The following is a 12,343-nucleotide window of genomic DNA, read 5'->3' on the forward strand; positions in this document are numbered from 1 at the left end:
GTTGCTTCCAATGATTCAACTAGCAAATCACGCCATGCCTTCTCCGTCATCCAGTCGCCGTCGCAGATTGCTGAACGGCATGCTTCTTATCTGCATCGCCGGATGGGCTTTCTTTCTGGCGACGGTTCCGATCGCCTTGGCTAAGGAGCGTGCAGATGGAGAGCGGTCTCCATTCATTTCAGGCGTGGAGCGATTTGGTCGCCATGACGAAATCGATACAGTCGCGACGGCGAGATTGTTGGTCACCGAACTGAGCTGTGTCGCTTGTCATCGCTCGCAACGCAGTGACCTGAAGCCCAAACTTGGACCAAACCTGACGGCAGCCGGAACGCGATTGCGCGCGAGTTGGATCAAAGACTTCTTGCACTCTCCCCATGAGACGAAGCCCGGCACGACGATGCCGGATCTGCTCAGCGATCTTGATGAGTCCGAGAAGACCGCGGCGATCGACGCGATTGTTGCGTTTCTGGCGTCGTGTCAGCAGCCTTATCCCGAGTTGAAAGCGGGCGGAGCGAATCCTCTCGAGGATGAGTTTTGGAACAAAGGTGATCCAGACCGGGGTGGCGATCTCTATCACCAGGTTGGCTGTGTCGCGTGTCATGAACCTGGCGAAGAAGGGGAGGTTGCATCGTCGCAATCATCAGCGATTGATCGTCTTCTCGATGAGCTGGATCCGGAAGAGCTGGAGGACATGGGGCTGGCGAGCGCCGCACGCAAGGTGGGCTCCGTTCCGCATCCTGAGCTGGCAAACAAATACACACGGCAATCGTTGACGCACTTCCTTCACGATCCAGAACACATCCGTCCGTCGGGGCGAATGCCGAGTCTGAAGCTGACGCCGAACGAAGCCGCCGATATCGCGGAATACTTGATGCAACAGAATGGGGCGTCGCCCAAACGCATCGACGATCCAACCAGAGATGTGACATCCTCGGAGCAGTTGATTAAGCGGGGGAAGCAGCTGTTCGGGTCATTGCGATGTGCAAATTGTCATGATGCGGGAATCGAGGTTCAAAAGTCATTTGCTACCGAGTTGCAACAACTCAATGTCGACTCCGCCAATTCGTGTTTGCAAGACAGAGACTATTTGGCCGTCGACTTCGATTTGGACGATTTTCAAACCGAAGTGCTTGTCCGTTCGATCCAAAAAGGAGAATTGGCAGAAGGGGAATCGATCGAGAAAGCGAACGAGTTGGTCCAGCAAAGTTTACTCATGCTGAACTGCTACGCCTGTCACGAACGCGATCAGATGGGGGGAGTTGGTCGATATCGAAAGCCGCACTTCGAAGCCAATTCGTTGGCGGACCTGGGGGATGAAGGTCGTTTGCCTCCGGGGCTCAGCGGTGTTGGTGCGAAGTTGACCAAAGATTGGTTGCAAAAGGTTTTGGCGGGGCACCCGTCGACTCGGTTGCGACCCCACATGACCATTCGCATGCCGAAGTTTCCAAAAACGACTGTTGAGGCATTGGTCAAGAACTTCGAGATGGCGGATGAGGCTTCCACGCAGACGGACTCGGATGTGTTCGGTGAACACAAATCGCTGGCGGAAGACGGAAAACAGTTGACCCAAATCGGCTGCATCCAATGTCACGCTTTCGACGGACAAGCTTTACCTGGAGTGGTGGGAATTGATCTTGGCGGCGTGCCCAATCGCATCCGTCCGCACTGGTTTCGCGAATTCGTTCTGGATCCAGGTGCATTGAAACGTGGGACTCGGATGCCTTCGTTCTTTCCGGATGGGGTTAGCCAGTCGCCACATGTTTTGGACGGCAATGCTGATCAACAAGTCGCGGCACTGTGGTCGTACTTGAAACAGTCAGGTCGTTTGGGAGTGCCACCGAAGATCGCGGAAGCGTTGGCGGCGAGCTACGAACTGAAACCTGAAGATCATCCGATGATCTTGAGAACGTTCATGAACGGCGTGGGCACGCACGCGATTGCGGTTGGGTTTCCCGAGGGAGTGCACTTCGCGATCGATGCCAAAACGCCTCGACTCGCGTTGGCGTGGAAAGAAGACTTTGTCGACGCGCGCAGCACATGGTTTGAGCGTTTCACACCGCCCATTGATCCGCTTGGGATGGATGCGGTTGCAGTATCCCCGGGAGCCGAGTTCAGGTTCCAACCCAGTGATCGATCTCAGGAGCCTTCTTCCCCCATTTTCATCGGCTACCGACTGGATTCGAAACGCATTCCTACCTTTCGCTATCGCATTGGTGGCACCATCGTTGAAGATCGAATCGAAGCATCACGCGACGGCAAACTTCATCGGACAATTCGCGTCGCCAGTGATGGTGAGCCGATGGACGGAGAGTTGAAGTTTCGATTGATGTTGGATTCTCGGATCGAAAGCGACGGATCCAATCGCTTCATGGGTGCGTCTGGTTTGAGTGTGACCGTTGCGGATGAAGACGCGGTCGGAAAACGTAACAAGCAAACTGGCGACAGCGAAGAGATTTGGGTTTCACTCAGCGAAGACCGGACTTTGGAGATTGTCTACCAATGGTAATTTGTCAAATGCTTCGAAGGCTGTGTCCAGCAGTTTGTCTGCTATCGAGCGTCTTGTTCACCGATGCGGTCCGAGCAGACGAGGAAAGCGACTACTACCGAATCATCTCGATCGCGGCTCCAGAATCACAAACGGAGTCTCGCGATCCGAACTGGAAACCTTCTGATGATGGAATCGCTCTGGAGGTCAGCGGCATCGCGGTGCTGAGTCCGTCGCGATTGGCGGTTTCGATCCGCAAAGGCGAAGTCTGGTTGTTGGATGGAGTGGATGAAGTCACCGGTGAGGAAGACGATTCCAATCGGGTTTCCTATCACCGATTTGCCAACGCATTGCATGAGCCTCTGGGGTTGTTGCATCACGAAGACTCATTGATCACCGTGCAAAGAACTGAGATGACGCGGTTGCGTGATACCACCGGCGATGACGTCGCGGATGAGTACGAGACGCTCGCGTCGGGTTGGGGCGTGTCGGGACACTACCACGAGTACGCCTACGGTCCCAAGTTGGATTCGGCCGGCAACCTATGGATGACGTTGAACATCGGGATGGGATTGAAGGGCGAACAGTTGAAGCAAATTGTACCCGACGCTCCATTTGGCTATCGCCAGGCCGCGTGGCGAGGTTGGGCGATGAAGTTGACACCGGACGGAGACTTGCAACCGGTGTGCGCCGGAATGCGGTCGCCTTCTGGGTTGGGAGCCAACGCGGATGGCGACATGTTCTATACCGACCAACAGGGCAACTGGGTCGCAACCAACTCGCTGAACTACATGCGACCGGGGGCCTTCTTCCATCATGCTGAATCACTGGCTTCGATTGAGTTGGATGGTTCGACCATTCACGATGTGTCGGAAGTGCCCAACGGGATCGCTTATCCCGAGGTCCTCAAGCGTTTCCCGCAAATGCGACCGCCCGCGGTCTGGTTTCCCTACAAAAAAGCCGGGCAATCCGCGACCGATATCCTTCTTGATAGCAGCGACGGTGGTTTCGGTCCGTTTGCCGGTCAATTGTTTGTCGGAGAGTTCACGCAAGCATCGATCAACCGGGTGTTCCTCGAAAGGGTCGACGGCGAATATCAAGGTGCTTGCTTTCCATTCCGGCGTGGCTTTGCATCGGCAGTGCTTCGAATGGCCCAAGCGGAAGATGGGAGCGTATACGTTGGGCTGACCAATCGCGGCTGGAGCAGTCTGGGCACATCTCCTTACGGTTTGCAACGTTTGATCTGGACCGGAAAAACGCCGTTTGAAATCAAGGAGATGCGGGCGAACCCTGATGGCTTCGAACTTGTATTCACTCGTCCGGTAAATCTTGATTCAGCTTCCGATGTCCGTTCGTATGGTATGTCCAGCCACACGTATGTTTATCAATCCAGCTACGGAAGTGACGAGGTGAAGAAACGCGATTTGGAAATTCTCGAAGCGGTTGTTTCAGAAGATCGGTTGCGTGTTCGCCTGAAGATGGATGGTTTGCGAGAACTGTTTGTTCACGAATTGGATGCTCACGGAGTGATGGATTCAAGTGGCAACGGGTTGCTTCATCGAAAAGCTTATTACACGTTGAATCGTATTCCGCGGAATTGAACGAGATGGTATTGATCGATGCGATTCGCGGTTGATTGCTAGAGCGGGGCATCGCGGGCGATGAGGCGTTTGTAGACGACGAATTGGTGAGTGGCAGGATGGTGTCACCGTCCTGCTACGGCAGAAGGTCGTGGTGGGAACGATCGATTGAGGCTTTACTGCAACTTGCTTTTGCTGGCCACCAATTCTTCGACAAATCGAACGGCCCAAGCCAAACGTCGTAGTGGTCGAGAGTCGCTTGTCTGATTGGCAAGGACCGCTGGCGTACGCGGATCGTCTTCTTTTGTCTGCGGTTTCAAACTGATGGACTTGAGCACGATACTTGGAACAAAGTCCGCCTGGATATCCTCCAGTAGTTTGGCCGTGCTGCGATGGAACACAGCGACACGATCGTCGGGTCGGATGAACGATCGCCAACGTTCGCGAAATTCATTGACCGACGCCAATGGATGCAGCTCGTCTGGCGTCAGTCTTAGGCGGTTCATAAACGATTCATCGTTCAACGAGTCAGACTGGAGGGCACAGCGGAAGAACTCACCCGATCCTATTCGAACCGCGTTCCAGAAAAGTGGTGCTGGCGGATGAGCGTTCGTTGCTGACTCGTCATCGATGTTCCCTCGTTCCTGTTCTCCGTAGGCGACCACGATGTTGTCAACGTTTTCGGTCAACACTCGTGGTACGTTGGCGGAACCTCGGCGCCGAGTCTCGTTGAGCCGCCAATTGGATTTGCTGTGCCCGATTTGGTCCGCGATCATTCGATCGAACACATCCACCAAACGATCGAATCCAGGTGTGGTGGGTTCGATTGCAGACAATGCCGCGACGGTCGCTTCGAGCGTGGACAGGGCGTGCTCGTTTGGTTCACGACGGATGCGGTATCGACCGGGTTGAGATGGTGCGAGTCGGTACCGAGGGAGCGTCTGCAGACGTGGGATGTCGCGAAAAAGAGTCTTGGCGTGATGCCACGTTCCGTCGATCACCACCAGTTGCTTTGGTCGTTCCTCCGGAGCCAAGTCCGATAGTAGTTTTGCGTTGTCGCCGGGATAGAGCAGCCCGACGCTGTCACTGAGCGGCATGGTCGCAAATCGCTCGGCCAATTCGTGGTTGTAAGCAACCATGACCCGGCACTTTTCCAGTGACTGGCCGACGATTCGAGCGGTGTTGAACGGGTGAGATCGCTCGCGACGATTCTGCATGATCAACACATCGGTTTGATTGGCCACCTTTGGAATCAGATCGCAGAAGCAAAGCGATCGAGGACGAAAACAAACGTGACAGCGTGTCGGCTTGTCTGATTCGACTGCAGTTTTGTTCGGCAGAGGGGATGAAATGTCGATCGGGAAACGGCTGATTCGAGTGTGCGACGGAGTGAACAACGCCAACTCTAAAAGAAATTAAGGTGGTCGGGTATCAGGTGTCAGTGACGTCAGACATCGGCAGGTGAATTTGTTTTGTCGCAACGAACGAGCAATCAAAAACAAACCCCGCGTGCAGAATGCCTGCACGCGGGGTCGCTGGGTACTCGTGACTGATCGCTAGATCACTTTTCTTCGCGAATGGAGATCGCTTTAAACTCGACCGGGTCGCTGTGACCGGCGAAACCAAAGTGACCCGAGGTTCGGGTTTTGCCTGGGTGAGCACTATCGGCCATGTAGTCGTCGATCTTGGAAACATCGGTGTCAAGGATCACGTTGCCGTTCAGCTCGACTCGGATCGTTGGACCGATGACGGTGACTTGCTGGAAATTCCACTCGCCGACGGGACGCAAGTAGCCGCGTTTTGCTGCTGCCATGCCGTATGCCGATCCGTGATACTGTCGCTCATCTAGCTTGGCGTAAGCAGGGTGATCGTTGTCCAAAACTTGCAATTCAGTCATCGCGGCGTAGGCGGGGTTTCCTTGTTTGGGGGCTCGGATGGCCAAACCGTTGTTGCCGCGAGCAGGCAATCGGAACATCAAGCGAACGGAGAAGTCGCTGTATTCTTTTTCAGTCAGCAGGTTGCCGCCGCGGCCCTTTTGGCACTGGATGGTGCCCGCCTCGGTGACTTCGTAATCATCGACTGCTCCGATCCAGCCATCGAGGGTCTTGCCATCGAAGACCGAGACAAATCCGTCGTTGTGGCTTTCGGCCAAGAACGTGTTGGCTTCTTCTGTGCCGAGTGGACGCACCGCGAGGTTTCTCCAGCGGATTTCACCGCCGTGGGTTTGCAATTGAATCGGGCCGGAAGCGGGCAATGGTTCGCCGCGACGCCAGTAGTTCTCCATGATCGCGTGGTCGACGGTTTGCTTTCCGTTGAGCCACACGGAGGTTCGCGAACCAACTTGGATGACGTGAACTGTGTTCCATTCGCCGAAAGGCTTGTCAGCCAAAACCAGAGGATCTTTGCCCGCTGCACCGGGGGAATTGTTCCAAAGAGCACCGCTGCCCAGGTTGGCTCCCAGATTGAACTTGCCTTCGTCGGTGGTGTCCCAAATCTGGACTTGAGGGGTACCCTTCAAATAGATGCCGCTGTCTGCTTTTGCGACGGTGCGGTATTCCAGTTTCAACTCGTAGTCAGAATAGGTTTCGTCGGTCGTCAGATACGCACCGTGGCCGTCGTTGACCAGCTCTCCGTTCTCAACCGACCAGTGTGACTTCGCGTCCGCGGTCCACTCTTCGATTTTGGATGCCCGTTCTTCTTCGGACAGTTCAGCGAGTTTGTACGGGTCGAAGTGTGGCTGGCCGTGCCATCCGGTCAGGTCTTCGCCGTTGAACAGCTTCGTCCATTCGGACTGAGTGTCGGTGGCGTCTTGGGCGTACGAAGTTGTGAAGGCGGCGAGGCACAAAGCCACGCAAAGCGGCAAGCGTTGGTTCAGGTGTAAGTTCATGTTGCAACGTTGAAGTGGAAACCAAAGTGAAGTGAATCGATCGAACGCACGTGTTGTCAGCGTGACGGTTCGGCATTGGTTCACGCGCAGTGTCAAAGACACTCACGGAACGAACAATTTGTGCGGGCGTTGGAAGTCGCTCGGTGGAATGGAAGCCGGCTGATTTTGCTCTCACTGACCATCAGTGAGAACGAAGACGCGGCGACCACGTCGTATCGAATGCGGCTTGAGTTGGCTTGGCAAGTCGAGCCCGCAACGAAGGATCGCGGTTGGGTGGGATTTTAGGCGGGATTCAGACAGGACCTATCAATGGAGGTGGGACAATATCCGAAGTCCTCGTAGGATAATCGTTTCGGGGACGCGGATGTTGCGGCCCATCGCCAATCGCAAAAATGTGACGTTGATGTCCGACAGTCTTCCCTTATCCGTGTCGCCACCCGCCCATGTCGTCCTCTATCAGCCGGAAATCCCTCAGAACACGGGGAACATCGGTCGAACCTGCGTCGCTGTGGGGGCAAAACTTTGGATCGTTGAGCCCGCTTCGTTCCAATTCGACGAGAAACGTTTGCGTCGTGCCGGGCTGGATTATTGGCAGTACCTGGACTGGGAGCCGGTCCCCTCTTGGGACGCTCTTTGCGAACAGCTGAATCCGGAGCGATTCTTTTTCTTTTCCAAGTTCGCCAAGCGGACCGTTTGGGAAGCCGAATTCGCGTTGGGTGACGTGCTGGTTTTTGGACGCGAAACCAGTGGTTTGCCGGCATCGATTTTGAAGCCTGATGACCCAAGGTCGCTTCGGTTGCCGATGCGAGAACAAGTCCGGAGTCTGAACTTGAGCGTCACCGCGGGCATCGCTTTGTACGAACATCAGCGTCAAACCATCAACACGTAGAGCAACAACGTGACGACGGCTGCTCACTCGCCTAGCGACGTTCGGTGTGGCGGAGAGGACGCTGAACCAGCAACTTGGTTCCGGGGAATCGTTTCTCCCAGTCCTGCGCCGCGAGAGTTGCCGCTTTTTCCGTTTCGAACCAAGTGAAGACACCAGGCCCCCAACTGCTTTGTCCGACACCGCGAAAACCGGAGGCAATTAGACGTTCAATCAAACGCGTTGTGGCTTCGCCGTTGTATGGACCACCTTGAACGGACGCAAACAGTTCGCCGCTGGAACGGTTGTAGCGTGTGACAGAATCGGCAAACGAGTCGAAGTTTGATTGTTCGATCGATGGAATGAGTTCGCCGGTGAGGATATCGACTAGTCTTGCTCGCTCTTCGTCGCTGGCTGGTTGCAACGCGTCAAACTGTTGCTGTTCTTCATCTCCGCTGATCGTTTCAATTGGCGAGGCATCGTCCATCAACACGATGCCAGCACGCCACGATTCAGGGACTGGGATTCTACGGTCGATTGGATTGAGTTGCTGGTTGCCGGTTCGTTCGCGAGCAATGGCTTGTCCGCGATTCAGGCCTTCGACAATGAACCCAGGTTCAAAGAATCCGTGCGATCCGACCGCACTTCGTCGGCCTCGGTTGGCCAGCCGCAAGACACATTCACGCGTCGGTGGTTCCGCGGAAATTTGTTTCAGCAGTGCCAGCGAAATGGCGAGCGAGAGTTGAGTCCCGCTTCCCAACCCATTGTGAGGCGGTGCCGCAGAAACGACCTCGATGGTCACGGATGGGCGTGTGGCTTGGCCGGTCATTTGTTGCCAACGATCGACGATTCCGATAATCCGATCGCGATGGCGTTCATCACATTGAAACGTCGGCGCCGATCTTACTCGAACGCACGTGGGTGGTCCGTCGATCATGACGCCGCAACCGCCAAAGGGTGCCGCGACATCCAACAACCCAAAGTGCAGACGTGCTCCCGTTTGAACCTCAACGCTCATGAGATCGACGACTCTCGCACGTATCGCCGAATCAATTGCAAAGCCTCATGCTCGTCCTCACCGCCAGTTTTTTCGATCGCGATACTGGCGCGTTCGAGTTCTTCTTCGATCTGCTGGGGTGGCAGCAAATGCAAACGTGTGGCTGCGACGGCGGCTTCGATGATTGCGTGTTTGGCTCGATTGAATCCGAAAAACGGATCCACCAAACCGGAATCCAGACAGCGCGCGGTGAGCTCATGTCGCGGTAGCGTTCCGGCTCGCTGGGTGACTTGGACGGCGAACCAGCGATGACAGCGTTTCAAACGAACATGGGTGCCTTCCAGTCCAGGTATCGCAGCCACCCTATCCGTCGCGTCAACTTTTCCGATTGCGGTTTTCGCGATCAGCAGGGCATCGTCGATCACATGAATGACCGCGTTGCCGCTAGCGAGCAAGTTGTCGCAGGTGGTCGATCCTTCGTAGGGACGAAGCAAGAATTTGGGGAGGCCACCAGTCGATTTTGGTGGCAGCACAATCGGTCCCAGCGGTGCCAGGTTGACGTGCCCCTGTTCGTTGATTGTCGTGACCAATGATTCCAAGATCATGACTTTGCACCTCCGCCCGCACCCGGTTGCGAAATCGAGATTGGCGGAATGGTTGTGCGTTGGAAGCGTGAACCTTGGGGCGATGGCTGGTTTTCTGGTTGATGCCGTTGAGCCATCCCGATGAAGTGTTCAAACATGGCCAGTCCGCCTTGCGTGAGCAAAGACTCGGGATGGAACTGGACTCCGTGAACGCAGCGTTGATGATCTGCCAATCCCATGATCAATGTTGGATCATCCGCTGCCCAAGCGGTGACTTGCAATGACTTTGGCAGCGTCGCCGCATCCACTCTGAGCGAGTGATAACGTCCCACTTCAATGGTTGAAGGCAATCCGGCGAAAACACTTGCCCCGCGATGATTCACTGGGATGGCCATCCCGTGCATCGGTGGACCGACGACGACTTTCGCACCGTACGCGGCCGCGATGGTTTGATGACCGAGGCAGATTCCTAGGATTGGAATCTTTCCGGCGAGGTGCTGGACGACATCCAGCGAACATCCGGCCGATTCGGGACCGTGGGGGCCCGGCGAGATCACAATCGCACTTGGGTTCATCTCGATGATCTGTTCCACCGACAATGAATCGCTGCGGACGACCTTCGTTTGCAATCCTTTGCCGGGTTCGTCTTCCATCGGCAGGTTGTTACCCGCGCGGTTCCGACGTGCAGCGACGCGGAGATAGCGCGCGACGTTGTGAACGAAGGAGTCGTAATTGTCGAGTAACAGTATCAACGAGAAACAGTTTCAAAGCGACGTCGGATTCCGGACGGCTTCATCGGTGATTGAGCAAGGAGCGGGAAAGTTGTCAGGTGCCGTCTTGCGAAGCACCAATGCACCGTACCAGCCATAGCGACCAGCCGGCTATTTCCCGTGGTTTCCTTCGCCAATCGCGAATCAGCGTCTCGGTTTGGCAAATTTGATCTTCTCGATCAATTTGACCACCTGATCGCCGTCTTTGTAACCACTGACTGCGGTGATGGCACGGATGACGTATTCGTACCGGAGGTTGTAGTCCGTGTCGATTTCGATTTCCGGACCCTCGCCTGCTTCCACTTCCATCGGAGTTGATGTGCCGATCAGGCCAATCACGTTGGCTCGCAATTTGTCGAAGCTGGCCGCGTCATTGCCCATTTGAATGTCGTTCAGCTCGATTCCGGCGAGAGAACCAGCGGCATCAGAGCGAAGACGCAGCTTTAACGGCAATTCAGTCGTGTCCAACGCACTGCTGCCTTGGCCGGCCAGCGGCATTTTGATGCTGAAGTCGCCTTCCATCTCCACAATCTTGAACGTCATCACAAAGAAGATCAGCAGCAGAAAGACAATGTCAATCATGCTGGTCATGTTCAGCTCGGTGCCCTGGCTCGTTTCGCGGTTGCGAATTTTCATGAGCGATCCTCTTTGACCCGCAGAGCAAAGTTTTCCAGGTTGGAATCTTGGCAAACGCGGATGATCTCTTGCACCTCACCCGCAGCAACATCCTTGTGTCCTCGGATGACGACGTTTGCGTCGCTGACCGCTTTGCCTTCGGCGCGGATGACGGCCAGCTCACGGTCCAAACCAATTCGCAGTGTTTCAGCGGTGTAATCATCGCCGCCCAAGAAGACTCGTCCGTCCGCTCCGACATGCAAGATGATCGGGAACTCAAGTGCGACTTCAGGAGGTTTGACCAAACGGCTGTTCGGCAACACGACGTTGTCGTTGGCTTCGGTTTGCGCGAAGTTGATCAACACCATGAAGAATGCGATCAACTGAAACGTCATGTCGATCATCGGTGTCATGTCACCTTCCGCCATGTCGACTTCGGTGCGTTTGAGTCGCATCAGCCACGTGCTCCTGACTTGGGCGACATGTCTTCGAATTTGCTCATCAGGTTTTCGCTTTCAACGCCAACTTCAAGCAACAGACGAGCGACTCGATTGCGAAGAATGTTGTATGCCGCGATCGCAGGAATGGCGACGGCGAGCCCGACCAACGTCGTGAAAAGAGCGGTTGAGATACCGGCGGCCAAGTCAGATGGTTTTGGAGTGGAGCCGCCCAGAGCGATGACTTGGAAGGATGAAATCATCCCCTGAACCGTTCCGAACAATCCAATCATGGGGGACAGGTTGCCAATCAAAGCCATGTAGCTGAGTCGGTGTTCGAGCTTCATGCTTTCTTCTTCGCCGACTTCCTGCATCGCTTCCAGAGCTTTGTTGTATCCCTTGCTAACCTTGGCCAAACCAGCGGCCAAGACTTGACCAAGCACAGATTCGTCCGCCTTTGCCAGATCGTAGGCGCCTTGATTGTCATTCGCGGCGAGCCGTTGACTGAATTCTTCCACCAGCTCGGTCGGGCAGAGCGTGTCGCGGCGAGCCGCCAACATGTTCATCACGAAAAGCGAAACCAGCGTCACGGACAAAGCCAAGAAAACGATCAGGTAGGTGACGCCGAGTGAATCGAAGACCCATTCCAGCAAGGATTGATCGGTCGCGGGTGGCGCCGCATTGGCATCGTTTCCGTTCGCGTTGCCAGCCGCATCGACCTCCGGTTGTTCGGCAGCACCGGGGCCAGCCGGCTCAGCCGGTCCTTCGTCGACCGGGTCGTCGCCGAATTCGGCCATCGCATCGTCTTGAGCGAACGTGGGCGTGAAAGACGACCCAGCAAAAACCAATGATGCGAGAACAATCCCCACCGTGAAGAGCCAAGTTCGAGAAGCCAACGGTTCAGCAAGACGCATCATGGACGGAACAACCACGGGAGGAGAGAAAAGTCGAGTGGGTTTGACTCAGAATAATCCACGCTGACGCCCGTCGCACCACCCCTGCGGCGGTTTGTGCTCCCAAAACACCGTCGGATGTTCGGATTGGTCGGTTCATTCCGGTGAATCGATTCAACTTCCAATTGGTGGGCCGTTTCATAGGACCCATTCGGTGGAGAGTTGTCACG

12 protein-coding genes are annotated in these 12,343 nt (G+C 55.3%); 4 read left to right on the top strand and 8 right to left on the bottom strand.

Annotation, left to right across the window (positions count from 1 at the left end; translation table 11 throughout):
• Positions 1–34: 34 nt before the first annotated feature.
• Positions 35–2,506, top strand: a complete 2,472-nt coding sequence (locus RE6C_RS21605) for a c-type cytochrome (RefSeq protein WP_236618408.1) — start codon at positions 35–37, stop codon at positions 2,504–2,506.
• Positions 2,500–4,086, top strand: a complete 1,587-nt coding sequence (locus tag RE6C_RS21610; protein ID WP_039962939.1) for a DUF7133 domain-containing protein — start codon at positions 2,500–2,502, stop codon at positions 4,084–4,086. The genes RE6C_RS21605 and RE6C_RS21610 overlap by 7 nt, the downstream gene beginning before the upstream one ends.
• A 155-nt stretch (positions 4,087–4,241) precedes the next feature.
• Here RE6C_RS21610 and RE6C_RS21615 read toward each other — a convergent pair whose 3' ends face one another.
• Both RE6C_RS21615 and RE6C_RS21620 read right to left on the bottom strand, forming a co-directional pair.
• A complete protein-coding gene (locus tag RE6C_RS21615) occupies positions 4,242–5,468 on the bottom strand; it encodes a tRNA-uridine aminocarboxypropyltransferase (protein ID WP_008660068.1) in 1,227 nt (408 codons plus the stop codon).
• Between the two features lie 158 nt (positions 5,469–5,626).
• Entirely contained in the window at positions 5,627–6,952 is a 1,326-nt protein-coding gene (locus tag RE6C_RS21620) for a 3-keto-disaccharide hydrolase (protein WP_236618410.1), read from the bottom strand.
• A 31-nt stretch (positions 6,953–6,983) separates the two neighbouring features.
• Here RE6C_RS21620 and RE6C_RS33295 point away from each other — a divergent pair, with 31 nt between their 5' ends.
• A complete protein-coding gene (locus tag RE6C_RS33295; protein WP_008671434.1) occupies positions 6,984–7,115 on the top strand; it encodes a hypothetical protein in 132 nt (43 codons plus the stop codon).
• A 201-nt stretch (positions 7,116–7,316) separates the two neighbouring features.
• Complete coding sequence (locus tag RE6C_RS21625) at positions 7,317–7,841, top strand: tRNA (cytidine(34)-2'-O)-methyltransferase (protein ID WP_008660073.1); 525 nt, start codon at positions 7,317–7,319, stop codon at positions 7,839–7,841.
• Between the two features lie 31 nt (positions 7,842–7,872).
• On the opposite strand, the gene RE6C_RS21630 is transcribed toward RE6C_RS21625, so the two are convergent.
• From RE6C_RS21630 to RE6C_RS21655, 6 genes are all read right to left on the bottom strand, one after another.
• Positions 7,873–8,835: a GHMP family kinase ATP-binding protein gene (locus RE6C_RS21630; protein ID WP_008660074.1), complete on the bottom strand. Its 963-nt coding sequence runs from the start codon at positions 8,833–8,835 to the stop codon at positions 7,873–7,875.
• Positions 8,832–9,419: a DUF447 domain-containing protein gene (locus RE6C_RS21635; RefSeq protein ID WP_008660075.1), complete on the bottom strand. Its 588-nt coding sequence runs from the start codon at positions 9,417–9,419 to the stop codon at positions 8,832–8,834. The genes RE6C_RS21630 and RE6C_RS21635 overlap by 4 nt, the downstream gene beginning before the upstream one ends.
• Complete coding sequence (locus tag RE6C_RS21640) at positions 9,416–10,150, bottom strand: anthranilate synthase component II (RefSeq protein ID WP_039962940.1); 735 nt, start codon at positions 10,148–10,150, stop codon at positions 9,416–9,418. The genes RE6C_RS21635 and RE6C_RS21640 overlap by 4 nt, the downstream gene beginning before the upstream one ends.
• 162 nt (positions 10,151–10,312) lie before the next feature.
• On the bottom strand, positions 10,313–10,804 hold the full coding sequence (locus RE6C_RS21645; protein ID WP_008660081.1) for an ExbD/TolR family protein: 492 nt from the start codon (positions 10,802–10,804) through the stop codon (positions 10,313–10,315).
• Positions 10,801–11,238, bottom strand: coding sequence for an ExbD/TolR family protein (locus RE6C_RS21650; RefSeq protein ID WP_008660083.1), 438 nt, complete (start codon positions 11,236–11,238; stop codon positions 10,801–10,803). Before RE6C_RS21650 ends, RE6C_RS21645 begins: the two co-directional genes overlap by 4 nt.
• Positions 11,238–12,137 carry a MotA/TolQ/ExbB proton channel family protein gene (locus RE6C_RS21655; RefSeq protein ID WP_008660085.1) on the bottom strand — a complete coding sequence of 300 codons (900 nt, stop codon included), beginning with the start codon at positions 12,135–12,137 and terminating at the stop codon, positions 11,238–11,240. The genes RE6C_RS21650 and RE6C_RS21655 overlap by 1 nt, the downstream gene beginning before the upstream one ends.
• Positions 12,138–12,343: the final 206 nt, after the last annotated feature.

This window comes from Rhodopirellula europaea 6C, from assembly GCF_000338295.1.
Lineage (GTDB): Bacteria > Planctomycetota > Planctomycetia > Pirellulales > Pirellulaceae > Rhodopirellula > Rhodopirellula europaea.

What these genes read in the sequence shown, in the direction of transcription:
- RE6C_RS21650 (WP_008660083.1), bottom strand. Translation starts at nt 11,238, where the DNA reads ATGCGACTCAAACGCACCGAAGTCGACATGGCGGAAGGTGACATGACA.
- RE6C_RS21630 (WP_008660074.1), bottom strand. Translation starts at nt 8,835, where the DNA reads ATGAGCGTTGAGGTTCAAACGGGAGCACGTCTGCACTTTGGGTTGTTG.
- RE6C_RS21635 (WP_008660075.1), bottom strand. Translation starts at nt 9,419, where the DNA reads ATGATCTTGGAATCATTGGTCACGACAATCAACGAACAGGGGCACGTC.
- RE6C_RS21625 (WP_008660073.1), top strand. Translation starts at nt 7,317, where the DNA reads ATGTTGCGGCCCATCGCCAATCGCAAAAATGTGACGTTGATGTCCGAC.
- RE6C_RS21620 (WP_236618410.1), bottom strand. Translation starts at nt 6,952, where the DNA reads ATGAACTTACACCTGAACCAACGCTTGCCGCTTTGCGTGGCTTTGTGC.
- RE6C_RS21610 (WP_039962939.1), top strand. Translation starts at nt 2,500, where the DNA reads ATGGTAATTTGTCAAATGCTTCGAAGGCTGTGTCCAGCAGTTTGTCTG.
- RE6C_RS21655 (WP_008660085.1), bottom strand. Translation starts at nt 12,137, where the DNA reads ATGATGCGTCTTGCTGAACCGTTGGCTTCTCGAACTTGGCTCTTCACG.
- RE6C_RS21645 (WP_008660081.1), bottom strand. Translation starts at nt 10,804, where the DNA reads ATGAAAATTCGCAACCGCGAAACGAGCCAGGGCACCGAGCTGAACATG.
- RE6C_RS21605 (WP_236618408.1), top strand. Translation starts at nt 35, where the DNA reads ATGCCTTCTCCGTCATCCAGTCGCCGTCGCAGATTGCTGAACGGCATG.